Source organism: Thermotoga profunda AZM34c06 (assembly GCF_000828675.1).
GTDB classification, from domain to species: Bacteria; Thermotogota; Thermotogae; order Thermotogales; family DSM-5069; genus Pseudothermotoga_B; species Pseudothermotoga_B profunda.
The window spans coordinates 1,898,805-1,925,229 of the sequence record NZ_AP014510.1 but is presented as its reverse complement, the minus strand read 5'-3'; the positions used below and the strand labels follow the sequence as shown (position 1 = coordinate 1,925,229).

At 38.7% G+C, this 26,425-nt stretch carries 24 protein-coding genes and 1 tRNA gene; 5 read left to right on the top strand and 20 right to left on the bottom strand.

Translation table 11 applies throughout. From position 1 onward, the window contains the following. Positions 1–42 precede the first annotated feature (42 nt). A complete protein-coding gene (locus TSP02S_RS09380) occupies positions 43–960 on the top strand; it encodes a sugar phosphate isomerase/epimerase family protein (protein WP_041083620.1) in 918 nt (305 codons plus the stop codon). 6 nt (positions 961–966) lie between these two features. On the opposite strand, the gene lepA is transcribed toward TSP02S_RS09380, so the two are convergent. Together lepA and TSP02S_RS09370 are read right to left on the bottom strand one after the other, a co-directional pair. After that, positions 967–2,781 (bottom strand): translation elongation factor 4, encoded by a 1,815-nt coding sequence (lepA, locus tag TSP02S_RS09375; protein WP_041083619.1) that lies wholly within the window; start codon positions 2,779–2,781, stop codon positions 967–969. Position 2,782: 1 nt separating this feature from the next. Next, on the bottom strand, positions 2,783–3,775 hold the full coding sequence (locus tag TSP02S_RS09370; RefSeq protein ID WP_052465421.1) for a P1 family peptidase: 993 nt from the start codon (positions 3,773–3,775) through the stop codon (positions 2,783–2,785). A 43-nt stretch (positions 3,776–3,818) separates the two neighbouring features. Between TSP02S_RS09370 and TSP02S_RS09365 the strand changes: the two genes are divergently transcribed. Together TSP02S_RS09365 and TSP02S_RS09360 are read left to right on the top strand one after the other, a co-directional pair. After that, entirely contained in the window at positions 3,819–4,250 is a 432-nt protein-coding gene (locus tag TSP02S_RS09365) for a methylated-DNA--[protein]-cysteine S-methyltransferase (RefSeq protein WP_041083618.1), read from the top strand. Then, complete coding sequence (locus tag TSP02S_RS09360) at positions 4,247–6,163, top strand: transglycosylase domain-containing protein (protein WP_041083617.1); 1,917 nt, start codon at positions 4,247–4,249, stop codon at positions 6,161–6,163. Before TSP02S_RS09365 ends, TSP02S_RS09360 begins: the two co-directional genes overlap by 4 nt. On the opposite strand, the gene TSP02S_RS09355 is transcribed toward TSP02S_RS09360, so the two are convergent. From TSP02S_RS09355 to TSP02S_RS09285, 15 genes are all read right to left on the bottom strand, one after another. Continuing rightward, the gene (locus TSP02S_RS09355; RefSeq protein WP_041083616.1) at positions 6,164–7,015 is read right to left on the bottom strand and encodes an SDH family Clp fold serine proteinase; all 852 of its coding nucleotides are present in this window, start codon (positions 7,013–7,015) and stop codon (positions 6,164–6,166) included. It lies immediately after the preceding gene. 4 nt (positions 7,016–7,019) lie between these two features. Further along, complete coding sequence (locus TSP02S_RS09350) at positions 7,020–8,135, bottom strand: M24 family metallopeptidase (protein WP_041083615.1); 1,116 nt, start codon at positions 8,133–8,135, stop codon at positions 7,020–7,022. A 42-nt stretch (positions 8,136–8,177) separates the two neighbouring features. Beyond that, positions 8,178–9,023, bottom strand: a complete 846-nt coding sequence (locus tag TSP02S_RS09345) for a carbohydrate ABC transporter permease (RefSeq protein ID WP_041083614.1) — start codon at positions 9,021–9,023, stop codon at positions 8,178–8,180. Beyond that, a complete protein-coding gene (locus TSP02S_RS09340; RefSeq protein ID WP_052465419.1) occupies positions 9,016–9,867 on the bottom strand; it encodes a carbohydrate ABC transporter permease in 852 nt (283 codons plus the stop codon). The genes TSP02S_RS09345 and TSP02S_RS09340 overlap by 8 nt, the downstream gene beginning before the upstream one ends. Before the next feature lie 78 nt (positions 9,868–9,945). Further along, positions 9,946–11,238, bottom strand: coding sequence for an ABC transporter substrate-binding protein (locus tag TSP02S_RS09335; protein ID WP_041083612.1), 1,293 nt, complete (start codon positions 11,236–11,238; stop codon positions 9,946–9,948). A gap of 29 nt (positions 11,239–11,267) precedes the next feature. Further along, positions 11,268–13,421, bottom strand: a complete 2,154-nt coding sequence (locus tag TSP02S_RS09330) for a beta-galactosidase (RefSeq protein ID WP_041083611.1) — start codon at positions 13,419–13,421, stop codon at positions 11,268–11,270. Between the two features lie 5 nt (positions 13,422–13,426). Next, positions 13,427–14,215, bottom strand: a complete 789-nt coding sequence (locus tag TSP02S_RS09325) for a sugar isomerase domain-containing protein (protein ID WP_408645538.1) — start codon at positions 14,213–14,215, stop codon at positions 13,427–13,429. Further along, the gene (locus TSP02S_RS09320; RefSeq protein ID WP_041083609.1) at positions 14,208–15,092 is read right to left on the bottom strand and encodes an ROK family protein; all 885 of its coding nucleotides are present in this window, start codon (positions 15,090–15,092) and stop codon (positions 14,208–14,210) included. Before TSP02S_RS09320 ends, TSP02S_RS09325 begins: the two co-directional genes overlap by 8 nt. 4 nt (positions 15,093–15,096) lie before the next feature. Beyond that, entirely contained in the window at positions 15,097–15,819 is a 723-nt protein-coding gene (locus tag TSP02S_RS09315; RefSeq protein WP_232503808.1) for a GntR family transcriptional regulator, read from the bottom strand. 380 nt (positions 15,820–16,199) lie between these two features. Further along, positions 16,200–16,403, bottom strand: coding sequence for a heavy-metal-associated domain-containing protein (locus TSP02S_RS09310; RefSeq protein WP_041083607.1), 204 nt, complete (start codon positions 16,401–16,403; stop codon positions 16,200–16,202). Positions 16,404–16,417: 14 nt separating this feature from the next. Then, on the bottom strand, positions 16,418–18,541 hold the full coding sequence (locus TSP02S_RS09305; RefSeq protein ID WP_041083606.1) for a heavy metal translocating P-type ATPase: 2,124 nt from the start codon (positions 18,539–18,541) through the stop codon (positions 16,418–16,420). A gap of 5 nt (positions 18,542–18,546) precedes the next feature. Continuing rightward, positions 18,547–18,780: a DUF1858 domain-containing protein gene (locus TSP02S_RS09300; protein WP_052465418.1), complete on the bottom strand. Its 234-nt coding sequence runs from the start codon at positions 18,778–18,780 to the stop codon at positions 18,547–18,549. Further along, positions 18,755–19,951: a DUF438 domain-containing protein gene (locus TSP02S_RS09295; RefSeq protein ID WP_041083605.1), complete on the bottom strand. Its 1,197-nt coding sequence runs from the start codon at positions 19,949–19,951 to the stop codon at positions 18,755–18,757. Before TSP02S_RS09295 ends, TSP02S_RS09300 begins: the two co-directional genes overlap by 26 nt. A gap of 226 nt (positions 19,952–20,177) precedes the next feature. After that, positions 20,178–20,252 (bottom strand) — tRNA-Glu (locus tag TSP02S_RS09290). Between the two features lie 67 nt (positions 20,253–20,319). Then, positions 20,320–21,273: a hypothetical protein gene (locus tag TSP02S_RS09285; RefSeq protein WP_041083604.1), complete on the bottom strand. Its 954-nt coding sequence runs from the start codon at positions 21,271–21,273 to the stop codon at positions 20,320–20,322. A 69-nt stretch (positions 21,274–21,342) separates the two neighbouring features. Here TSP02S_RS09285 and TSP02S_RS09280 point away from each other — a divergent pair, with 69 nt between their 5' ends. Both TSP02S_RS09280 and TSP02S_RS09275 read left to right on the top strand, forming a co-directional pair. Then, a complete protein-coding gene (locus TSP02S_RS09280) occupies positions 21,343–22,236 on the top strand; it encodes a D-alanine--D-alanine ligase (protein WP_041083603.1) in 894 nt (297 codons plus the stop codon). Then, positions 22,237–23,274, top strand: a complete 1,038-nt coding sequence (locus TSP02S_RS09275) for a hypothetical protein (RefSeq protein ID WP_041083602.1) — start codon at positions 22,237–22,239, stop codon at positions 23,272–23,274. It abuts the gene before it with no gap. Here TSP02S_RS09275 and TSP02S_RS09270 read toward each other — a convergent pair. Genes TSP02S_RS09270 through TSP02S_RS09260 form a run of 3 tightly spaced genes read right to left on the bottom strand, consistent with a single transcriptional unit; the run spans position 23,258 to position 26,290 of the window. Beyond that, entirely contained in the window at positions 23,258–24,052 is a 795-nt protein-coding gene (locus TSP02S_RS09270; RefSeq protein WP_041083601.1) for a DUF4895 domain-containing protein, read from the bottom strand. The two genes, TSP02S_RS09275 and TSP02S_RS09270, sit on opposite strands and share 17 nt — an antisense overlap. Then, entirely contained in the window at positions 24,049–25,236 is a 1,188-nt protein-coding gene (locus TSP02S_RS09265) for a vWA domain-containing protein (RefSeq protein ID WP_041083600.1), read from the bottom strand. Before TSP02S_RS09265 ends, TSP02S_RS09270 begins: the two co-directional genes overlap by 4 nt. After that, the gene (locus TSP02S_RS09260) at positions 25,226–26,290 is read right to left on the bottom strand and encodes an AAA family ATPase (RefSeq protein WP_041083599.1); all 1,065 of its coding nucleotides are present in this window, start codon (positions 26,288–26,290) and stop codon (positions 25,226–25,228) included. Before TSP02S_RS09260 ends, TSP02S_RS09265 begins: the two co-directional genes overlap by 11 nt. Positions 26,291–26,425: the final 135 nt, after the last annotated feature.

The window sequence follows — 26,425 nt, the reverse complement described above, 5'->3', positions numbered from 1 at the left end:
GGTCAGGCAGAAAGCCTGACCCTTTTTGAAGGAGGTAGAAAGATGAAAATCGGATTTCTCACAGTTGCCCTTGGAAACACAAAGCTCGAAGAAATTGCAAAATGGTCTTCTGAGAATAGCTTTGAATCTTTGGAAATTGCTGCCTGGCCTCTTGTGAACGAGAGGGATTTTTCTTCAACGACGATAGATGTTCGGGATTTCAATAAAAAGAAGGCTGAAGAGATCAGAAAAGTACTCGACAAATGTGGTTTGATCATATCTTCGTTGGCTTATTATGATAATAACTTGGATTCAAATCCAGAAAAGCGAAAGAACATCAATGAACATCTCAAAAAGGTCATAGACGCCGCACATCTTTTGAAGGTGGAACTGGTTGGAACATTTATCGGTAGAGATATTAAAAAATCTGTCGAAGAGAACATAAAAGAATTCGAAAAAGTATTCAAACCATTGATAACTTATGGAGAAAAGAAAAATGTGAAATTGATGATTGAGAATTGTCCAATGGTTGGTTGGCAGGAGCCTGAAAAGATAGGTAATATTTTTTACTCACCCCAACTATGGAAAGAGATACTGAGAATAACACCAGACTCTTTTGGAATAAACTTTGACCCATCACATCTTTATTGGCTCGGTATTGATTACATAAAAGCACTTGAAGAATTCAAAGACAGGATCTTTCATGTTCATGCAAAAGATGTTGAAATAGATGACAATGTGTTAGATCAACAAGGTATCTTCGGACATTTTGGTAGTAATTTGCATGGTAAAAGCTGGTGGATATACAGATTGCCGGGCTTAGGAGAAATAGATTGGGAGGAATTCACAAGGTCTCTCAAAAGAATTGGTTATGATTTTGTTATAAGTATAGAACACGAAGACCCAGTTTGGACTGGTACTATCGAAAAATCCAAAATTGGTTTGAAGATGGGTCTCGAGCACCTAAGGAGATTCGTATAGACTTTTTCAGTTGTTCTCTTCCTCGCCTATTCTCAAAAGGGCGAGGAAGGCTTCTTGTGGGATGGTTACTTGCCCTATTTCTCTGAGTTTTTTCTTTCCCTCTTTTTGCTTCTCTAATAATTTCATCTTTCTTGTGACGTCTCCACCATAACATTTTGCGAGTACATCTTTTCGTAACGCTTTTATATCAGCTCGTGCGATGATTCTCCCGTGTGCTTTTGCTTGAACAGGGATCTCAAATTGGTGGCGCGGTATCAATTCAGAGAGTTTGTCAACCAATTTCTTCGCTATCGCATATTCTTTACTTTTATGAGCTATTGTTGCCAAAGCATCAACTGGCTCTTTGTTTACCAATATCGATATTTTGACGACTTCAGATTCCTCATAACCCATGAACTCGTAATCCATAGAGGCATAACCTCTGCTTATGGCTTTCAATTTATCGAAGAAATCTGTTATGATCTCGGCGAGTGGTACTTTGAATTCCATGACTACTCTGTTTTTTCCGGCGTTCTCTGTATGAAGTAAACTTGCCCTTCTTTCATTTTGAAGATTTGTGAAGATATCACCAACATAATCTGTGGGTGTGATCACGGACAGTTTTACGAATGGTTCATAGACTTTTTGAATCTGATCTTCATCTGGAAACTTGGCAGGATCGTTCACCAAAATAGTTTCGCCATTGTTCAAAAGAACTTTGTATTCAACATTTGGTGCTGTGAGAATAACAGCCATCTCGTACTCTCTTTCGAGTCTTTCTCTCACTATATCCATGTGTAACAAACCAAGAAAACCACAGCGAAAACCAAAACCGAGTGCAGGTGAGTGGGTTGGTTCAAAACTGAGTGCCCAGTCGTTCAGTTTGAGTTTTTCGAGTGACTTCTTGAGTTCTTCATAATATTCTGGCAGTCCTGGAAACATTCCTGCGTATACCATTGGTTTTACTTCCCGATAACCAGGTAATGGAGAGTCTATGGGGTTATTTGCACTGGTTATCGTATCTCCCACCTTGGCTTGCGATACTTCTTTGATACCGGCTACGATATAACCTACTTCACCAGGACCGAGTTCATCGGTCGGCTTCATATCTGGAGAAAAGATGCCTACTTCGACGACTTCGTATTCTTCATTTGTTGACATGATAATTATCTTATCGTTTTTCTTGATGATACCATCGAAAATTCTCACATAGACTATAACTCCACGATATTTATCGTACTTTGCATCAAAAATCAATGCCTTAAGGGATCTTTTTGAATCGCCCTTTGGAGGTCTGATTCTTTGTATTATCGCATCCAATACCTCTTTAACTCCCTCACCTGTTTTTGCACTCATTTTTAGAATCTCTGATTGTCCTATTCCAATAAGGCTAACCAATTCGTTCGTTGATTCTTCAATATTGGCGTTGGGCAGATCGATCTTGTTCAAAACCGGAACGAGATCAAGATCATTGTCAATCGCCAGATATGTATGTGCCACAGTCTGCGCTTCAACACCTTGAGAAGCATCAACGATTAATACTGCGCCTTCACATGCCGCCATACTTCGACTGACCTCATAAGAGAAATCAACGTGTCCTGGAGTATCTATGATATTTATCTCGTATTCTTTTCCATCGTATTCATAAAGCACTTTCACAGGCTGTGCCTTGATAGTTATTCCGCGCTCTCTTTCAATATCCATTTGATCCAGGAATTGTTCGTGCATAAGCCTTGGATCGACACTTTTTGTGATCTCAAGTATTCGATCAACGAAAGTGGTCTTACCATGATCTATGTGAGCGATGATACATATGTTCCTTATGAGTTCAATATCCTTCAATTCAATCCCTCCTGGTTGATTCTATCACCCATTCCACTGGCATGGCTTTTGCTTTACCAAGAAAGCCTTCAATGTCTTCCGCACAAAACAAGGCGTCGCATATTGCTTCATATGTACATTCTACAGCTGCTCTGAAAAGTAGATCGAAATTTTCTTTTGTTTCTTCTACATAACCCTTTGTAGTTGAAAAGGCTATACACACATCTCCACTTGAGTGATATCCAGGTGCACCGAGCATACCCAAGGCAAGGAAAGAATGCCTTGCTATTCTTTTGAGTTGCCTTGAGTCAAGTGGCAGATTTGTTGCAATCAATATGATAATAGATCCAAATTCCTGTTTTTTCTCCACACCTGGTTTGACAAAATCTGACGCTTTCTTACCTAAGATGCATAGATCTTCATAGCTACCAAAATTGGCAAGCACTAAGGAACCCATTACAAAATTATCTTTCAAGATCCTTGAAGAACTTCCAATTCCACCTTTGAAGCCAAAACAAGTCATTCCTGTACCAGCACCGACACTTCCAAGTTCGAAACTTTCAGATGCCAAATCTATAGCCTGTGCCACGTGTTCTACCCTCACTGCCGGATAGAGTATGTCGTTTAGGAAACCGTCGTTGCATTCACAAACTACGGGATTTAAGGTTCTAAAACTGTATTTTTTGCTCATATAATTAACCAGACCTTGAAATCCAGCACCAACACTCAGAGTGTTTGTCAAGATTATAGGAGTCTGTATTTGTCCTAATTCCTCTATCTGCATTAATCCAACGGATTTTCCAAAACCATTTAGCACCGCACAAGCAGCAGTCACTGGTTTTTCAAAAACATTCTCTGGTATTATTGCAGTAACACCGGTTCTGATTATCGATGGTTTATCATAGTAAAGTGTCACATGCCCGACTTTGATTTGTTCAACATCTGTGATAAGATTCTTTTCTGCGGGAAATAATTTGCCAAAAGTCAAATTCAGTTCGCGGAATCTTTTTCTCACTTGATCACCTCAAAGATATTATGACAGAAGGGAGATATGAATCATGAATTGTCAATCTTTTGAAACAAAATGTGGTTACATCTGTGTTTGTGAAGAAGATGGTTATGTTGTTGAAATAAAATTCAACAAAAGATGTGACGGGAAAATTGAACGAAATATAGCAACTCAATTTGAAGAGTACCTTCAGGGTAAAAGACAGAATTTCGATTTTCCCGTGAAATTTTCAGGTACAGAATTTCAAAAAAGCATTTGGACATCGTTGAGAGATATACCCTATGGGCAAGCCGTGACTTATAAACAGCTCTCTGAAAAGTTCAGAACTTCTCCCAGAGCAATAGGACAAGCTTTGAAGAAAAATCCTTTGCCAATATATTTTCCATGTCACAGAGTTGTAGCGAAAAATTCGATCGGTGGGTTTACCGGTGGTATAGAATGGAAAAAGATGTTGCTTGAGATTGAGGGGTGCAAATTTTGAAAAGATTCGCATTTTTTATAGGAATGGCAATCTCTTTGGTGGGATTATTTTTATGCTATTTTCTGGTCACAAAAGATCTCGACGCACCAGAATCTCACCTGCCAACTGGTTTGATCATGTTTTACAAAGATGGGTCACCCATAATGTTATCAAGGACTTTCTGGAAGAATTTGTCTGAGACACCTTCAGTATTGATCAATGCGCTTATCTCTTCTGAAGATAAAAATTTTACGTCACACATCGGTGTTGATCTTGAAGGAATAGTGAGAGCACTTATCAGAAATCTTTCTACATTTTCAATAAACGAAGGGGCAAGTACGATCACTCAACAACTTGCAAGGACACTTTATCTGTCTCTGGAACGAACCTGGGAGAGAAAGATCAAAGAGGCTTTTATTGCATTATGGCTTGAGAGAATACGCACGAAAGATGAGATTTTGCAGATGTATTTGAATTCCGTGTATATGGGGAATGGTTTATATGGACTTGCCAGTGCTTGTAATTATTACTTTGGGAAGGACCTTTCCAATGTGAATCTTCAGGAGAGTGCTATTCTTGTTGGTACAATAAGATCCCCCGAAAACTACAATCCGTTCAGAAATCCCGAGCTTTCCAAGAAGAAAGCAAAAACAGTCCTCATGGCGATGTTGAGAGAAGGGTATCTGACTCAAGAACAGTACGATAATGAATTGTCAATGATAGATAAACTTGTCTTTGTCAACAAACCAAGCAGGAACCTTGATGAAGAAGTTTTCTGGAGGGTTGTTAGAGAGCTGAAGACGATCGGTTTTGGCTTAGATGAGGTTAGACAAGGCTATCGTATCTATACAACACTCGATCCATTATTGGTCAAAAACTCTGTTCAATTGGAACAAAATACCGTAATAGAAGCCATAGATCCTTTTACTGGAGCCGTGCTTGCATATAGAGGCGTTGGACTAACATATCCAGAAGGTAGAAGGCAACTTGGTTCTGCCATAAAACCTTTGTATTACTATTTGGCGTTGCTTGAAGGCTGGGGCTTGGAAAATCAATTGACTGATTTACCCATCAAAATCGGTGATTGGACACCTGAAAATTTTGATAAACAATACAAAGGATCTGTCACCATGGCACAGGCACTAATAGAATCGAGAAATATACCTTCGGTGAATTTATTTATGCAATTGGGAAAGGACAAGGTAGTTGAATTTCTTCAAAAAGAGATGAAACTCAATGGATATTATCCCAACGACTTGACAATTTCTCTCGGTACGATCGAGAGTGCTCCCGAAGAAATTTTAAAATGTTATGCAGCTATCTTTAATGGTGGGGTAGTTCTTCAACCGTACATAATAGATTCTATACAAGATCCATATGGTAGGGTTATCTACAAAGCTTCACCGAAAGTCATGAGTATTATCAAGGATAGAAAAAACAGTAAGATAGTCGCGAGTGCACTGCTTTTGAACGTCATGAAACGCGTTGTCGATCAAGGTACAGGTGTTTATGCAAGGCAAAAAGTGCCCGTCGCGGGTAAAACGGGCACCTCTGAAAAAACAGCGTGGTTTATCGGAGGAGATAGCCAGATCATTCTTGCGGTAGCCGTAGATGGGAAGGACCTAACAGGTGGGGTTAATGCAGCACCAATATGGGCTGAAATCATCGCATCTTACCCATACAAAGGCATCTTACCAAATTGGGAAATCCAGCCATCGAAGGCTGAAAAAAACATTTATGTGATGCCAACACTCGATGTCGATAGAATATTACAATGGATCGATGAAGGAAAACTGACACTTGACTCTCTTTTGAAATTGACTGAACAAATGAGTAATTCTATGGTATTGGATTTACTAAGCGCGCTTCATCAAAGTTCGCCAGAACTTGCGAGAGATCTTTGGGAGAGACTCAAAAATACCCGTTCTTGGTGATCAGAATTTCAGCGACTTGTTATTCTGTTCGCTACTCTTATAAGGCGCAGGTATGTACTGTACGGATGGTCTTCTCTGCTCAGCTTGTTTGTACAAATTCATGAGTTGATATACTTCTTCTGGCATCTGATCAGAGACAGGAAGTCCCATATTCTTAAGGGTTTCGATTGTTATTGGATAATCATGAGTCCACTTTCCACTTGAGAGAGTTTGTGCAAGCTCTTTTGCTTTCTCTTCTCCTACTTTTTCTTTGAGTAAACAGCTGATGAAATCTCTCACTTGGTCTATGGCTTTCTTGGCAACATCGGCGAGTATTAATGTTTCATCGTCTATTTCATTGATGTTCTTTTTCTCAAGAACACTCAAAATAGATGGCGCAGGATAACTACCTATTTGCGGATCGAGTGGACCAAGTACTGCATTGGGATCCATGACTATTTCATCTGCCGCAAGCGCTATGAGTGTTCCACCAGACATCGCATAATGTGGTACAAAGACCGTCACCTTCCCTTTATGCCTTACCAAAGCCCTTGCGATTTGCTCAGCTGCGAGTACCAATCCACCGGGGGTGTGGAGAATTATATCTATTGGCATATCCACTGGCGTCAATTTGATTGCCCTGAGTACTTCTTCTGAATCTTCTATATTTATATATCTTCCAAAAGTTAAACCAAAAAAGCTCATCGATTCCTGTCTATGTATCAAAGTAATAACTCGACTTTTTCTTTTCATCTCAAGCTGCTTTATAAGTGCCTCTCTGGTAGATTTCTGGACATTTGCACGAATAAAAGGTATGAAAAAACTTAAAATCAAAACCATCCAGAATATTTCAAATATAAGTGAAGACCACATTTTGTCACCTTCTTTCGATGACGAGTAAATCTGGTCTTTTAATTGATGTACCGTCTATTTTGAATTCAATGCATGGCCAGTCACTGTCGTCAAAATAACTAATGATCTTCATTCCATCTTCTGTCAATGCGATTGTATCTTCAGATTTTGTACCTGTAATCGTTGGGTTCCAGGCGAGCACGTTACCGATTTTCAACTCATATTCTGTAGATTCATTTGCTATAATCTCTCTTGCGTTGTAGCCAGCAAGACCACCTTGATGGTGTAACATCCATTCATAAGGCTTACCTACTTCGGCATAGGCGTGTTTAATCTTTTCAAAGACATGGTTCAATGTAATACCAATTTTTGATTTCGAAATTGCTACTGCGTCGATATAACAGTTCTGTTTGTGTTGCTCGATCAAATTTTGATCTTTTTCAAACAAAACAGATCTTGTAGCGGAAACAACCAATCCTCTCTTGCGTGCACAGATACTCACAAATACTTTCTTGCCTAAACTAACATTTCTTGGTAAATTATGTCTATAAAGTTTTGCACTTTCTTCACCACTTACCATGACAAAAATTGGCTCGATGCCTTCCTTTGCCAAAGATTTGTATATAATACCTTGAACTTCGAGTTCTGTCATCTCGGGTTTCAGTTCTTTCATTTCCTTATTCAAAACATAATCACATGTTTTCCCTAAATCTGAGTATGTTTTCAATTCAAAATCGCTCATTACATAGCGAAGTTGATCGATCTGTTGTTTGATATCGGTTGTTTGAAGCATACCTGTATCGGAAGCGATTTTCTTGGTGCTGATAAATGGTTTTAAAACATCTACCATGTTTTTTGACCAGATATATTCAGCGAACTCAACTTCAGATGAAATATCTTCGTGAAGTTCTTCTTTCTCAATACGCTTTCTCTCTATATTGTTTGTAAGGATGTAAACACTTTCTTCATTTACAAGAATGTGAGCCGCACCGACTTCTGTATTCAACGTGATGTGATTTCGAGCGCCAAAGGTAAACCAAGAAAAGTTATCACATCTACTCAGAAGTATTCCGTCAAAACCTCTTTGCTTAGCAAAATCTCTGAGCAGTTGAACTCTTGCCTTAAACAAAGTTCTCAACATCATGATCACCCAAAAATAAATTATACACTTTTTCAGGAAAGATCAAAGATTTGAAAATCCACTGAGCACAAAACCTTTCACATAATATCTTTGTAGATACAGGAACAAAATCACCATTGGTACAACCTGATAGACAAGAGCAGTTATTATCAAATGCTGTGTTTCAGCGGTCGAAAATGCAAGAGAAAGTCTCGATATACCTACGGGTAGTGTCATGAATTTTTGAGCAGTGGAAGTGACTATCAAAGGCCAGAGAAAGGAGTTCCATTGTCCTATGAATGTGAGTATTGCTAAAGTAGCCAGAGCCGGCTTTATCAATGGAAGAATTATCACAGAATAGACTTTGAACTGACTTGCCCCATCTAATCTCGCCGAATCTAAAAGTTCATCGGGTATGGTCATGACGAATTGCCTCATTAAAAATATGCCATACCCACTAACTGCGAATGGGACGATCAAAGCCAGGTAACTGTTAAGCCAGCCGAATAATTTCATAAGGTAATAGACTGGTATCAGAAATATGAAGACAGGAAACATCATAGTAGATAAGACGAAGCTAAAAAGAATCTTTCTACCGAAAAATCTGAGTTTAGCGAAGGCAAAACCAGCCATCGAACTTGTCAAAATCACAAGTACAGTAACGGAACCCGCTACTATGATACTGTTCTTATAATAAGTGAAAATGGGTACCCTTTTTAGAACTTGCAAATAATTGTTCCATTGGGGTTTTTCAGGCAGCCATTTTGGAGTATCAGACATCAGTTCTTGTGGTGTCATCAAAGATGCCGAAAAAAGCCAGAAGAAAGGCAAGATCATCCAAAATGCACCGAAAATTATGATTGTGTACCTTACTATCTCGAAAATTATCTTTATCACTTTTTTATTCATACCCCTTGATACCTCCACGTTTGAAAATCCAGAGAATAAACAAGGTGAAAGCAAAAATTATGCAGAACAACAAAAAGGCTCCAGCGGATGCTCTGCCCATTCTTAAGGACTGAAAAGCTGTTTCATAGACATACCATGAAACAGTCATGACACTCCTTGCTGGTGCATTTCTACCCATTATAAATGGAAGATCAAATACCTGCCATGCACCTATGAAACCAGTTGCAGTCAGAAAAAGTAACGTTGGGGAAAGCAGCGGTACTGTAATATAGAAAAATTGTCTGAATGGCCCCGCCCCATCGATCTTGGCAGCATCGTAATAATCTTGAGGAATGTTTTTCAGACCAGCGGTGATAATGAGCATGGATCCTCCCAAACCAGCCCAGACTGCCGTGATAATTATCGAAAATAAAGCAACTCTTGCATCTGTTAACCAATAGACGGGTTTGAATCCGAATACCTTTATTATGGAATTGAGCAAACCATTGTTCGGTCTATACAAATAACCCCAGATGGTGCCTATAGCAACCTGCGGTGTCACGACTGGTGCAAAATATATGAATCTCCACAAAATCGATAGTCTTGCGTTATTTATCAAAACAGCGAGTATCAAAGCAATTGTAATTGTAAGTGAAACTGTTATCAAAGCGTATAAAAGAGTATTTCTCAATACTCCTAAGAATATATCATCTTTGAGCAGATATGAATACTCTGAAAATCCTACACTTCTTGCCCTCGACAAAGGGACTAACATGTTCCATCTCTTCGTAGATACAATGAAGGAAAAGATAACTGGGTATACAAAAAACAGTGAATAAAAAGTCAAAGCAGGGGCAAGGAACAAATACCCTGCCCCCGTATTTTTCTCTAAGGATTTATAGTGTTTGGAATGAGGTTTGCTAATCAAGACTGAAAACTCCTTTCATTTATAGAACTCAGCCAAGATCTTGTCGATTTGTGCTTTTGCATCACTTAAAGCCTTTTCGGCAGTTTTTCGACCATTCCAAGCTTCAATGATTTCTCTCATCAATATCGTCTTGATTTCTTGTCCTTGAGCAACATTGGGCTCCTGGTACGTGTTTTCTAATTCTTTGACAAAGACGGATGTGTAGAGATCATCGAGTTCGCCTTTGAAAAAGCCAATGTCCATTTTGTTTGGTGGAATCGCACCTATATTCTTTGCCATTAATTCTCCCATTCTTGTGAAACCACCGGCATCTTGTAGTGTCATCCATCTTATGAAATCCCAGGCCGCCTTTTTATTCTTCGAAGCACCATCAACAGCTATGAACCAGGTATATCCTGTTGTCGCTGGATTTTTCAAATAAGGCATTGGTGCTACTCCAACTGTTTGTTCATATTGATCCTTTAGTCCCAGTTTTAAAGATGTTTCGTACCAAGGAGCCATTACCATCATGGCAACTTTACCAGATGGGAAATTCCACACACTTGCTGCTGGGTCGGTGGAACCGTTTTTGAAAAGCTTCAACTCGGCTTCCAATGCTTCAATTGCTTCTTTTGATGTAAGCAAACATTCGGTGAAATCATCTTTGAAGGGTTTCCCACCGTTGCTATACAAAAGTGCGAGATATGGATGAACGACTGCCGAGTCCCAACCAGATAGAAAGGCAAAACCGTATTGAGCAATTGTGCCATCTGGATTTCTCTTTGTGAGTTTTGGTGCCATTTCGACCAATTCGTTCCATGTCTTTGGTGGTTGATTGAATCCCGCTTCTTGCAACAATTTTTTGTTGTAAATGAGAGCGTAATTGTCTACTTCAACAGGTACTCCCCATATAGCCTTATCGATAGTTGCACCATCGACAGCGGCTTTGACAAAATTACTCTTGATCTTGTCCACAATATCTTTTGGAACCTGATCCAGTATTCCTGAGTCAACGAGCTGAACTCCCCAGAGTGAATACAAAACATAGACATCTGCTATCACACCAGAGGTATGACTAATTAGTATGCGTTTGAGGTAGTCATCAAATGGTACAGATTGGATCTCGATTTCAACATCTGGATTCAGTTTTTGATACTCCTCAACATACTGCCTGAGTCCCTTCACTTTTACATTTTCATTTTCGTCTTTAACTCCTTCGATTTGATAATCTGACCAGTGAACGGCAAAGATCAACTTAGTTTTTGCAACACCACTAATACTCAGAAGGCTCAAAATCACGACAAATAACAAAACCAATGACTTTTTCATCCTTCACCCCTCCTATCAAAAAGTGACTATTATTTCGCTAAAAAAACCAGTGTTTGATATGCGTTCAGTGTTAGATCTTTCATGGTTAAAAATTCATCCTCGTGTTTGATCGAGATCGAAATTGATTCGTTCAAGCAACTGACTTTACTGACATTGCCAAAAAGATCTTTTTGGATAGATAGATCGAAACTGCAGTTACTATTTCCGTGATTGAAAAGATAAACCAAGACTCCCTCTGGAGAGATTGCCAATTTCACTTCCAAATCATCTGTATTGCCTTCTTTTTTCTTGAGAGAATATTTTTTCTGGATGCCGCATTGCGATGCAATCTCTCTTATGAAATCGAGGTTGTTAATATTCCCGGTTTCTTCATAACCAATTCCAACTAAGGTACCTACAATGATTGCCTTTCCAGAGAAATAAGCATTTTCTACTATCAAAGGTTGATTATCAAATGACGCCAAGGCTTTCCCGGTTCCAACTTTGTAAGCTGAAATATACCTACAAGCTGAAAGAGTCTTTCCATTTAGTTGAAAGGTCTTTGGTTCTCTCAGTTCCTTCATATAAAGTTCTTCACAACCAAATAATTTATCAAGACCCAAGCCTGGTATCTTTTCACATAGAGTTCCATCTTCTTTCATCCAAGCTATCCGACCATCTGCTAAAATGGTCCCACCATTGGCAACATATCTTTCTATAGCTTTGACAGCTTCTGCATTCATGGATATCGAAAATGGAAGGATTATCAATTTGTACTCAGATAGATCTTTGGTGAGATCTGTTAGATGCAAAAAATCGATTGTAATACCAAAATCCATGAGTGCTTTGTATATTCCGAAGATGTCCTTGCGGATTAGTTCAGCGCTTTCTGCTCTCAGGCAAGCCAGGGCTTTATGAGCTTCTATGTTGTAGAGTATCGCCACCTCAGATTTCAGAGGCTTTGAATCCAAAAATAATTTCATATTCTGAGTGATTATCTTAGAGACATTGCCAGCAGCAATTGCTCTTTCGTTTACTGAGCCATCGTAATTTGCTAAGCCAAAACCAGAGATTTCATAGCCACAACTCATTGGTAGCCAAGCGTAATAATTCAAACCTTTTGCATTCCTTGAAACCGCTAACCACGCCCATCTTTCTACGTCGAATTTGTCAACAGATTCACCAAATCTCATTCCGGTAACGCCATGACCGGTTTGGAGTTCTCCTATCCAAAACGGCTTTCCACGACTCTCACAAGAAGATCTGCTTGCATCCAGAGCGACTCCCATGTGATGAGATTTTAAAGGCATCCATGAACCTGTGTGTTTTGGATAGAACGAAGTACCCCATATATCTACTTTCTCAGCAAGTCTCCAATCGTCTGATGCGCCGTAACTGATACCCGGTATCCCATAAACACTTGATATCGCTGCATGGCTTGACACAAAATGATCTTTATCGACTTCACGTAGAGCATCTGTTTTCCACTTGAGATCGTCTGCTATCTTTTCGATGTTGAATTGAATCCAATCCAATAAATCTCTAAAACTTGACAGAGAGACATATCTTGGGGCAACTATCTCTTCCCAATCTTTATGAGTTCTGTACCATGCTTCGTTCAGTGCATCAATCGTTTTGTATTTTTTCTTGAGCCATTCGATGAATCTATTTTGAGAATTTCTGCAGTAACAAAACCAAGGATCTTTAATATAATCTATCCAAGACCATTGGACAATGTGTGGCTCTGACCAAATATCCCAAGCATAGAAAGACTCGTGTGAAGATACGATCTGAGCGAGTTTTGTAAGGAATTTTTCTATGTGTTTTCGCACTACTGGATGGTCTGAACAGTAACCCGGAGATGCTTGTGAATGTATAACTAATCCAGATCTATCCACAAATAGTGAATCTGGATGATCTCGTTCAACCCAATTTGGTGCAGAATCTGTGTAAACTTGAACTATGGCTTTTATTCTTTGCTCATCCGCGATTGATAAAAGTGTATCTATTGTTGAAAAATCCCAAGTATCTGGTCTCGGTTCTGCGGCTGCCCAATCGTACCAAAATCTAACGGAGTTAAAACCGAGTGATTTTATCCTGTGGATATCTTCTTTTACTTCTTTCAAAGATTTAATCTTTGTTACCATGGGTGCTCTTGATCTTTCAGGACCATACCACACCGATACAGGAAAGAAATCCTTCAAAATCCTCACTCCTTTTGAATCTTTTTTTGATGATTACAGATCATTTTTTGATGTTCATCGAAGATTTTTATGTTGTAATTCACACCAAATCCAGCAACATTTGGAGAGACAAAGATCTTTAAATCTTTTCCTTTTTCATTCAAAATTGTTCCTGTTTCTGCTACCAAGCACATCGTCACAGCTATTGCAGCTATTGTTGAAGAAGCTGCGATTTTTTCGCTTCTGCCTTCAAGGGGAACTACAGCATCTTCAGGTGGTACACAGTTATCGATAACTATGTCAGCGATATCTGACAATTTCTTACCAGTACTATGAGTTGGTTTGGCAAAAGTTTGATTTTCCATTGATAGAATAGCTATGACGGTTGCTCCGATCTTTTTGCCATAAATGGCGGCTTCCACAGGTGCGGCATTGATTCCTCCATGCGAATAAACAATAAGTACATCTCCCTTACCTATTGGTTGATATCTCAAAAAACCATCCACGACATAACCTTCTTTTCTCTCAATAAGCAAAAGCCCAGGTGCACTTGCAGGGCCTGTGGGACTGAACCACATCAATCTGGGATCGGTCAATGGATTAAAACCAAGAAAGCTTCCGTATCTTGGAAAGGCATCCAGAACCGGAAGAACTGAATGGCCACTACCAAATAAATGAACGATACCACCATTTTCGATGCAATTCGCCATGACTTCGGATGCCTTGAGAATGTTTTCTTTTTGCTCATTCTTGATTTTGTTCAAAATATTGTTGATTTTCTCAAGATACGTCTCAAATGCAAACAACTCAGTCACTCCTTTCTTGCGATATCAGAATGTATTTCACGCACCCGATTAACTGAGCATCTTCCCCAAGAGATGTTGGTTGGACAGTGGGTTGCTGAATGAATGGACTAATATGATCCTTCAATACCCTGAGTACATTTTCTTTTAACACACTCCATTGTAAAGATAGACTTCCAGCAAGGATGATCAAATCTGGATTAAAAGTATTAGTGAGGACACTCAGAAGATAACCTATCAGCTGCGAGGTACTCACAATTATCTTTTCTGCACACTCGTTTTTGTTTGAATGTAGTCTGAAGACATCTTCTGGAGAGTCCACTTGCACTTTGCAGATCTCCTTGCATCGCTTCACAATCGCTGGACCAGAGATGAGATCTTCAATATTTTTGAATTCGCTCGTCAAAGGGTCACAAGCTTTAATCCATCCAACAGAACCAGATAGATTCTGAGTACCAGATATTAGAACACCATTTGCAAATATTCCAAGTCCTACACCCGTTCCTATAACGAGATAAAGTGCATCCTTCCTTCCTACGGCACACCCCTTCCAGAGTTCTCCCAGCAATCCAGATACTCGATCATCTATCATAAAAACACTTGATTTACTAAACAAATCTCTTAGATCGTCTGACATGTTGAATCTGTTCAAACCAAACACATTTGGAAGCCATACACTACCATCGTTGAAGATAGCTCCAGCTATAGAAAAACAGCATCCCAATATCTGGTATTTTTCTGCGTTCTCATCAAACTCGGTTTTTAATAAACGCAAGAGTTGTCCATAATCTCTTGGTGTATTTCGCTTTGATTTGCACAAAACTGTTCCATTTTCATCAACGATTGCTGTTCTAAGATTTGTACCCCCAATATCGGCTACAAAATACATCTGGTCACTTCCTCAAATTTACCTGTACGGAGTATTTATCGCTTCTGATAACGGACTCTGTGTATTCAACAGGGCTACCAGTTGGATCGAAGGTAACACGTTCAACTATGAAACCTGCAAAAGGCCATTTAACTTTTAGTAATTTACATTCGTACTTGTCGAGTATTGTGGCAAAATATTTTTCCTGTGCTGAGACGATTCGGACACCGTATTTTGTTTCCAGCAATTTATAAAGGGATTGAGATAAATCATTCTCGAGGAAATCAGGAGCTAAGTATTCAGGAATATAAAATGTTTGTATACCAAGAGGTTCATTGTTGGCAAGCCTGAGCCTTCTGACCATTATTACATTGGCTTTTGATTCTAATCTCAGAGTATTACAAATCTTCTCGTCTGCTTGTTTTACAAACTTTTCCAAGACAATCGAAGACGGTTTAAGCCCCATGGACGACATTTCTTCGGTAAAGCTGGTGAGCTTTCTTGGGCCCTGCCTGACTCTTGTATCGACTACAAAGGTTCCCTTACCCTGTCGTTTGACAAGAAATCCTTCCTCAACAAGAAGAGATACAGCCTGTCTGACAACTGCTATACTGACATGAAAATTTTCTGAAAGCTGCTTTTCTGTGGGGATTTTTTCACCTGACTTCCATATCCCCGCGAGTATGTTCTTTCTCAAGATCTCTTTAAGTTGATAGTATAAGGGCTCTGTTGAATATGGGTCAATCATCGAAGGCAAACATACACCCCCATTCACTATAATCATTATAATGATTATAATCAATTGTGTCAAGTAAAAAATCTGTCCAAAAATTAAAATACCCACATTGAAAATGTATGACCAAAGGCTTATAAAATCACTCTCAAAAGTTAGTCTCAACAAAGTTCTGTTATAGCGATGAATAGTGAAACAAAATGAGTTTTCTATACTAAAGTATCATCAGAAAGGCAAAAACAAGAAATTGTTACAAACAAAAAATCGTATACTATATAATGGACAGCGCTGATCCACCGGTGGATAATATACCCCCTTCGTATATTGCCATAGGTCTAATCTTTTGGGGTTTTTAGATATCTAATCATGTTTAGCTATCTTTGGAGTAGTCCTTGTTAGAGTTTTTCGTATCTCTCAACTGGGTAATCTATCTTTGCAAGTTCATCGATTATTTTCTCTATGTTCTCTGTTCCAACCACAACTGTTTTATTTACTACATCGATCTGATAATCTTTCACACCTATTTCTTCGAGTCTTTTTGAAATCCTCATTTTACAGTGATTGCAAGAAATATCTGGAACGTGTAATAAATACCTCATCAAGACTCCTCCTTCTATTTGACTCTCATGGAATTCAATGTGACTGTGATAGAACTCATAATCATGGCGATTTCTGCTATTAAAGGATGTAATAAACCAATCATCGCTGCTGGTATTGCTATGATGTTATAGAAAAATGCCCAAAAGAGATTTTGCTTTATGATCTTAAAAGTGTGTTTTGAAATGTCTATAACATCAACAACCTTTGATATCCCGCCTTTTGTAATGATTATATCTGCACTATCGATTGCAAGGTCTGTACCAGAACCTATTGCTATTCCAATATCCGCTCCTTTCAAAGCAGCAGCATCATTCATACCATCACCAACCATCACTACTTTAACACCTCTTGATTGATATTGTCTCATGATACGAAGCTTCTCATCTGGTTTCACGTTTGAATGTACTTCTTTTATTCCTACCTTCTTTGCCAATGAAATAGCTGTTTTTTCACTATCTCCTGTCACCATGACAGTTTCAATCCCCATTTTTTTGAGTCTTTCAGCTGCCTGGATCGAATCCTCTCTCAATGGATCCTCGATCGCCATAAATCCCAAAACTTTTCCATCTTTTCTAACTTCAACGATACTGATCATATCTTTCAAGTGATCATCGTAATCTCTGAGATTTTTTGGTTTTCCTATAAAATATTCCGAGCCGTTGTAGGTTGCTTTCACGCCTTCACCCACAATCTCTTCAATTTGCTCTATCAAAAAAGGATCATCGATCGTCTGAGCAATTGCCTTTGCCAATGGGTGATTGGAGTTTTTTTCAATCCCCGCAACGATCTTCAGGGTTTGTTGATCAAGATTGTGCTCGACAACCACAGGTTTTCCCAAAGTCAAGGTGCCTGTTTTATCTAAAAGAACTACCTTAACATCTCTCGCAGTTTGGATCGCCTCAGCGTTTCTTATTAAAAGCCCTTTCTTTGCTGCAAGGGTTGTTCCTCTCATTAAAGCCATTGGTGTTGCAAGGCCAAGTGCACATGGACAGGCTATAACGATCGTTGCAACAAATACAAAGATCGCAAAGTTTAAATTGTTCAATCCCATTGTCCATGGAATTTTCTCAAAAAAAGATGCAAACCTATCGTAACTGAGGTACCAAAAAACAGATGATCCAACGGCCAGAAAGAATATGACAGGTACAAACCATTTTGTTATGGTGTCTGCGAGAGCTTGTATTGGAACTTTCGAGCCTTGAGCTTCTTTGATCAACTCTATCATCTTAGATAGAAAACTATCTTTTCCAACGCCTGTTGCCTCTATTTTAAGTAAACCCGTGAGATTGAATGAACCACCAGTTACTTGATCACCAGTGTTTTTTTGGACGGGTGTTGGTTCGCCGGTTATCATTGATTCGTCAACAGAAGAACTACCACTTATGATTATTCCATCCACAGGTATTCTCTCTGATGGCTTGACAAGAACTATGAAGCCTTCCTTGATTGCCTCTATCGGCATCAATATTTGACCTTCCTGTGTCAAAACCACAGCTTCTTTTGCCTGTATCTTTAAAAGCTCTTTGATCTCCTTGGTCGCTCTGTCTCTCAAATACGACTCTATGAACCTACCCACTAAGTGAAAGGTGATTATCATGGCACCAATCGTGGCAAAGGACATAAAACCCCTATTCGTCAAGGCAAGAAAACCCGTCAACCAAGAAACAACAGCTCCAAGGAAAATCAATGTATCCATATTTGCATGTTTGTGAAAAATCGCTATAAGTGCGCCTTTAATCGTCTTTCTTCCACAATAAAAGACAACAAAACCTGCCAACAGAACTTCAAGCACTGAAGAATGCATATGCTGATTTTTAAGCATTTGATAGAACATCGATATCATCAGTGGAATTGAGATGAAAAGCGCAATTAAAAGATCGTTTCTTGTTTGAATATATCTTTTTTTCTCTATATCTTCTGATCGTTCGAGCGAGATATCATAACCGACTGATTGAACTGCTTTTCTTATCTCGTCAAATGGTATTTCTCTTTGTGCGACGATAAAACCCGTTGAAGTCGCAAGATTCACCGCCGCAAACTTCACACCGTCGACTTTCTTCAAAGCTTTTTCCACAATTCGTGCACAATTGACACAAGTCATTCCGATCACAGCAAAATCTTTCTTGAATTCTTCCAATCTTTCTAAACTCCTTTCACCGTAAAACCGTTCTTTCTCAACTCCTCAACTACTTGTTTTAAATCTTTGCCTTGTTTTTTACAACCTTCTCTTAGAGTCGTCTTTCGCCCAAGTGTATTTCTTATCAATGGGTTTTTCACACCTAAAAAACCCATCTGTGCGAGAATTTCTATCAATTCTGGGTACTGATCTGTGAGTTCGAAAATCGTTTTATCAAGATCTATCTCCTTGGTCTGCAAGTCTTTTCTCTCCTTCCAAATCCTTTATCTGAGTGATATCTTGTGTTACTTCAAGGGTACCAAGATAATTACCTTTTTTATCCCTCACCGCGAAGTATCTTATGTAAATAAATCTTCCCTTGAAGTTAATCCAAAAATCCACGAAATCCTTTTCGCCTTTCTTGAACCACTCGATTATCTGCATTACCTTGTCCACACTTTGCGGTGGATGACAATTTTGAACATCTCTTTTTATGACACTCTTTGTTCTCAGAAAGATTCTGTCTTTTGATTTTGAAAAATACTTGACTTTGTTGTCTTTATCGACAAAGGTAATATCAACAGGAAGTGTGTTCAGTATTGATTCCAATTCATTCAGTGCCAATGTTCCTGTCTCAAAGACGATCTGTCCATCCTCAATTTTTGGATCTTGTGATAGATTCGCTTCAAATTCTTCTATGAGTTTATCCAGTGTGGCTGGAAGTTTTATAAAGGCAAAACCAGTTTCTTTGGTCTCTTTCAAGATCTGTACCCATTCTTCTGCTGAAAGCATCTCGAGTGATGAAGGAAAGAGTATATTTTCTTCTTTAAAGATCATGCCATCGATTTCCTCGATCAATGGGTTTAGGTATTTTTCCAAATATTCATCAAATGATATTTTACCCAACATGTCGATAGCATCTTTCATCATGGCTCTGATATCATTGTGTTTTCCCCACATGACCTTTGAGGGTCCCATGAAGCCATGTTTTTCAAGATAGGGAAAGAGTAGTTGTTCTTTAGCACTATAGTGTGCATCGATCTTTCTGAGTTCACTTAGAAGTTCTTTTAATGGTCCAAAATCCTTTTTGTGTGATACTTCCCTGATCTTTTCAAGTAACTTTTTGATCTGCTGGTTTTCTTGTTTGAAGAGATTTACAGGATGAACTGGATACTCAGGGTTTTTAAAACTCTCAGAGAGTATACTCTCGAAGAGTAAGGCATGTACATTACAAAATCGTTTTATCTCATCTGGAGAAACACCTTCGTTGATCAACTCTTGTTCTATTTGAGCTATTTCAAAAGAGGTTATCGAACCTACTTCTTTTTCAAACTTCTCTTTTGCTTGTTGTGGTGTCATTCCTTTGTGGAGCTCTTTTATGATGTTTTTTACCAGTTCCTTTTTTCCTTGCTTGCCAACACCCTGACTCACAAAGTCACCCCCTAATTTGGAGTATTTCACTCTAATTTTATCATTAATCGTGATCATTCACAAATATGAGTTGATTACGAATGTTTGTCTATTTTTTCTCAATGTTGAGATTTTGAAAAAGTAATTGCTTTGCTGTGGCTTGAATGACCAAAAAGTGGCTTTTGAGTCTTCAAAACAAAAAACGGGGAGTTAAAAGTTCCCCGTTTTTTTGTAAGACAAAGTTTTCTGGCAGCCCCACGGGGAATCGAACCCCGACCTTCGGACTGAGAATCCGATGGACTAGCCATTATCCTATGGGGCCGTGCAATTGATATTGTACCACGAGTTGAAAAATTCTTCAAGAGGACAAAAAATAGATCTCTTAGGCTTCAAAGATCTTTCAAAATCTCAGACAATCTTTGGTATATCAAGCCAAGCTGTATCGCACAGACAAGGAAATTACCTTTTATCTGCAATAGATCTATCTCATTGAATGTATTTTTCTTGCCATAGTCATTGCCAAGATAGTAGTAACCTATCAATTCAAAGGTTCTCATATCCACTACTTGGTTGCCTATATCTGGAATTTCAAGGGTATCTGCATCAACCAAAATATGACACAATCCCATTGAAATTGCCTGTATTTTGTCTTGGTAGATCTCCGCTCTAAAAGATCCAGGGAAGAATCTCGACTCTTTGTAAGCGATTGCAAGCAATAGTTCAGCTGGAATTTCTGATAAATCGACGTAATCTTTGTAAAATGTCGAAGACGTATTTTGAAGTCTTCTCATTGTAAAAGAATAACTACATGCCGATTTCGCCAACAGATTGGCATATTCTTTCAGTTGATCGATATTGACTTCATCATTATAAAAACTTTTATACCAACTTTTGAACAAACCTTCATTTTGCCAATCTCTATATAAAAGACTATAGAGCCTTTCGGAAAGAATATTCTCTGACTCTGTATTTTTGAACAAGATCTGTACTGGTGGTGGGTCATCAAAGTTGTCTATGAAGACATAGTTGTTTGAATTGTTCATGGGTAAATGTTGTTTGATGTAGTCTTTTATTCTTTGGTCATATATTTGTGGCTTTTCGTGGAGTTTTACATCCTTGAGCTTTATTTTCCCACAGAAGTAGTGATAATATTCAAGGACATCATCGTCATAACTACTTTGCTCGGCGAATGTCTTGATCTCATCAATGGTATACGAAGGACCATAGTTGTACATGATCGCCATATAACTGACTAAGAGATCGTCTAATACATCCTTTGATTCGTTTTTCACACAACTATAGATTGCACAACAGATTATCAGAATGAAGATAACCTTTTTCACGATGTTCATCACATTGTTGATTGTACAATATTTGATCGTTGTAAAATATCTTAGAAAGGAGCATCTGTCATGAAAATTGCCGTACTCTTTGGTGGAATATCTCGCGAAAGACCAATTTCTCTGAAAAGTGGTCAGAATGTCTTGGAAGCGCTGAAAAAACTCGGGCATGAAGCTTATCCCATCGATGTGAACGGTGATTTTCTTTCTATCGCACCTAAGTTGAAGGAATTCGACCTTGTTTTTAACGCGCTCCATGGTAAATTTGGTGAAGACGGTGTGGTTCAAGCCATTCTCGATTGGCTTGGTATAAAATACACGGGTTCGAAAGTGCTTTCAAGCGCGATATGTTTTGACAAGGTCATGACATACCGTACACTCAACGGAAATGTTAAATACCCCGAATACATCTTGGTTAAACAGCCTATTAGGGAATCGCCGTTTGGATTCCCCTGTGTCATCAAACCAAGAAAGGAAGGTTCGAGCATAGGTGTTCATATCTGTGACAATCCAGAACAACTCTATCAAGCGCTCTTACAAGAATTCTCAAACTACGATGAGATGATCGTACAAAGATATATACCAGGAAGAGAACTGACTATCTCCATATTGAAATTGAATGGAAAACCACAGGTTTTACCTATTCTTGAACTCAAACCTAAAAGGAGATTCTACGATTACATAGCAAAATACACCCCGAACATGACTGAATTCATCCTACCGGCACCGCTGTCAGAACAAGAACACACAGAAGTCACCCAATCTGCACTGAAGGCTTTCGAAGTCTGTGAATGCGATGGATTTGCAAGGGTTGATGGCATACTCAAAGATGGTATTTTCTATGTACTTGAGTTGAATACCATACCTGGTCTCACAGACTTGAGTGATCTACCAGCCTCTGCAAAAGCTGCGGGAATGAGTTTTGAACAGTTAATCGATGCTATAATTCGCACGGTGGTGGAATGATTGAAGACGGTTATCAAGACGAGTTCATTAATTCACTGGCTCAGGTTTTGTGACAAAATAATTGGGTCTTCTGAATACAGTTTTGGGAATGTTTTTTTGTCTTATAAAGATGGCTTGGTGATGAGAGCCACAGATGGTTGTTTAACCTGTTGGATGAAGATCGCTGAATGTGATCAGTTCTATGGTGAGATACCTATTGGACTGAAGCTTTTAAAAGGTTTTTTGACAGGAGAAAAATCACAGGAAATCCAAATCACAATTCTGCAGGATCAGATAATCCTTCAAGGGTATCAAGAAACTCTGAGAATAAGAACATCTCAACCCAAGGAAAGAGAACACATGAAGTCATTCAAAGAAATAGGAAAGACGAGACTCACAAAGTTCATGAATTTTCTGGATTTTGCTACAGCCGCGCTTGAAGAAGGAGACATGACATATCTTTCTTCCTTTGAAAGTTCTTTGATAATGATTTCTCCATCAAAAACGATTGTCAGTCTTTGCAAGGTCGATGATCATATCAACGAATTTTTTTCTTTCTCGATCCCATATATGAGTAGTAGACACATCGTGAAAGCCTTGAAAACTTATGAGAAAGATTGTTCGCTGACTCTGGCAATTGGTGAAGCATGGTTCAGTATGATCAGTGACGATTTTGCCATGCAAGTTTGTGGTGAAAGAGACTCTCAGCAAGGCAGGATCGAGCAGATTTTTGTTCGTGGAGAGCCATATCAGCTCTACACGGCTTTCGCAAAATTCGTTTCTAAAGCTGCCTGGCTTTTGCCAAAAGATACACCTTTAACGATCATCGGGACTGAAAAAAAGATACATTTTTATGGATCATACGGCACGGTACAGTACAAAGCAGACTTGGATATAGGTCTTCAAAAGCCATTTGAAATAGAGGTCTCTCCACATAGATTAAGATCGGCTCTGTCGAGAATGGGTACAAGGATTTTTTTAACGGTTTTCGATGAATTTGTGAGAATAGAAGACCAAAAAGGTAGGTATGTCATTATTAAAGTTAAGCGAGATCAATGACATACTTGTAAGCCTTTTTGATCTTTTCACACAATTCAAGACAACTCTTTTCAACATCAAAACCTTTTAGAAAGTCTTCGTAAGATACGACAAAGGCACTCAAGACCGATGAGAGTTTTTTTATTTTGTCCACATTACCTTGATATGCTGCTCCATATTTTTTTCTGTAAATGCGTGAAATTTCAGAAAGTAAAGAAGCATGGTCTTTGTTCATATATTCGGGCATCGTTAAAATACAGACAATGTACTCATCCAAAGGATAGATCATCGCAAAATCTATTTTTTTCTCATTCAGTCTACAGAGTTTTTCAAAGTATTGTTGATTGATTTTTTGGCAAAAAGACAGGTTTTCCACGCCATAGATTTTCTCTTTTAACATCTCTTTTTGTAGAAAATCATCATCACCAAAAACTGATAGGATTTTGTATTGAAGGGGTAATTTTGTGATTCCACTCTTGAAAAATTCTGCCTTTATGTTGAAAAGTTCACGGTAGATCTTTTGAAGAACTTCAAATTCGAAAGTTGAATTGTATATCATCAAATTTTTTTCAAATGGATCAGTGATAGAAACACCTATGATCTGCCTTTTTTCGGTGTCAATAGCCGAGAAAACACAAAAACCACCCTGGGTATATACCGTGGAAAGAAAGACATGCCTGTGATATTGATCGAGTTTATCTTTGTGTTTTTCGAGCTCGGAAACAGCAATCTCAGTTGGCAAAGAAGTCACGTATCTTTGTAGTATTTCAACGACCAAACTCGGTCCATATCCAATCATTGTAGTACCACCACACTCGAGCGACCATAGATCTTTCTCGCCTGTGTTTTGAACTCTTCATTGTGATGCTTTGACAGTACAAATAAAACACGTCTTTTAACGATAGGAAGATCTGTATAGCCGTCGGTGAAGACTATTATTCCTTCTGGGTGATGTTTGTTTTGAAGGTAATCGACAGCTGGTTGCAAATCCGTCTCACCACCACCGATTATCTCCATATTTCTGTAAGTGCCTTTTGAATATCTTATTTCTAAATTAACGGCACGATCTACTTGAACAAGCACGAAATTGGTGTCCATATATCTTGAAAGTGCCTCTATTTCGGAGAAAAAGTCATCCAATTCTTCTTCTATTATGCTCCCACTCGTGTCAACGATAACACCAAGTCTTGCCATGTGGGATGTCCTCCAACCTGGTTGTTGTTCATATCTTCTGTTTGGTCTAAGAACAGTTGTATATCTTTCACCGTATTCAGATACTCCGGCAAAGTGCCTTATTTTATCTCTCCAGTTCAAAAGGGGTCTTGATATAGAGAGTTCAACCAATCTCTTGATACCAGATTCAAGTTCAGAGCCATACAGATTGAAAGCCTTTTTCAACTGGCTTTTGGTTAGTTCCAAAACCATGTCTATGTCCTGTATTTGATGCATCTTAGTGTGTGAATCGCAGGAATTTTCTCTTGCCTGTGCGATTATGGCTATATCGTATCTACCAAGTTCTCTCATTTTTTGCAAAATCCATTTGTGGTATTCTTCTGCACTCTTGTCCGGCATCCAATCTGGCGGGAGCACAAACAATCTTTCGTTATCCACACCGTGACCTTCTTCGATCAAAAGATTCAAAGGAATCCCGAATGCTGAAAGTTGAGGGATATACTGATTAATCGCCGCGTCCATCGCAAGATCCCATATCATTCTGTCTTTATTGTCTTTTGGTTTTATGAGAAAGTGTAAGTTTATCAAATGCATCAAATGATGAAGAATCAAACCTTCTACGAATTCTGGATGTTTGTTTGAAACCCAATCTGGATTGTAATAAAGCGTTATCTTCGAATTTGACGTAAAAGAGAGTTCAATATTTTTCACTTCTTTTGAAGGTACGCGTGAGATATTAAGTAGAAGATATAGGTAAAAAGGAGATCTTCTACCAAGATTCAGTATGATTTTTTCGATATCAGATTTCATCGAGTATCGATCTCACTTGATCAAAGGCTGCAAGGTTTTCGATCAGTTTATCGAAAAATTGCGAGTTTTTCTCTCCATTCGATGCCCTGTCAGTGATGTATCTGATCAAGGCATAAAAGGAGTCTCTGGGGAGGATAAAGGCAAGGTCGCTTATGTTTTTTGCAACTCTTGAAATATTCGCCTGGAGTAACTCGATCGTCTGATCATCGAGTTTGGAAAAATAGTCTATAAGCCGAAGTGTTAATGAATTAGCACGATCTGTATCGTCTTTAAGAGTTTTCTCAATACCTTGTAGTAAAACAAGTTGTGGCATAGGAATCGATTCATTGTAACCAGACTCAACAAAGACCTTTGCGGCTTCCGGCCCAAGTATCCCACATGCCAAGGAATATCCATATTTCTTTTTCTCGTTTTCATCCATTATCTTCAAGACATTGCTCAATTTGTACCAACTTCTGGGGCTGGGTCTTAATTCGACTCTCAGGGACATGGGAGAATGCGTGTAAAGAAATTCAGGGAATTTTTCAATGAACTGAATTATAGTTTCATCGACATTGTTTTGCTGTGCCCATAGTTTCCACTCTTCGATTGATGGTGATATCTCAATTATGAAAAAGCGTGAGATGAATGCAGGATCTGTTATCAAATCGGCTTGATCGTATTCATCATCTGGTGGGTTCATCGTTGCCATGATCCATGTACCTTCTGGCAATACGTGATTGTGGATTCTTTTATCTATTACAAGTTGCATGATCGCATTTCTTATCGATCTGTGCGCTCGATTTATCTCGTCTAATAAAATTATCGCATTGCCATCTTCGGGCCACCAGTCTGGTCTTAGAAAGACCGTCTGTTCATTTTGTTTTGATGGAAGGCCTATGAGATCTCCAGGCTCCATCTGAGAAAGAATCAGAATCACGAGTTTTCTGTTGGTTTCTTTGGCGATTTGTCTTGCCACATCTGTTTTCCCAACTCCAAAATGTCCAACCAATAATGGAACTTCTCCGGCTTCCATGATCTTTTTACTCAAAAACCGCGCTTCATCTACTGTCAAACCAAGACACCTCCTTTTGGATTATATCACCAGGCTCAATGACTCCTTTTTGGTCTCATTAATTTTAAGAACTTGAAAAGATAGTAGAACTATGATATATCGCTTTATAATAATTTTGTGAGGTGAATTGCTCTG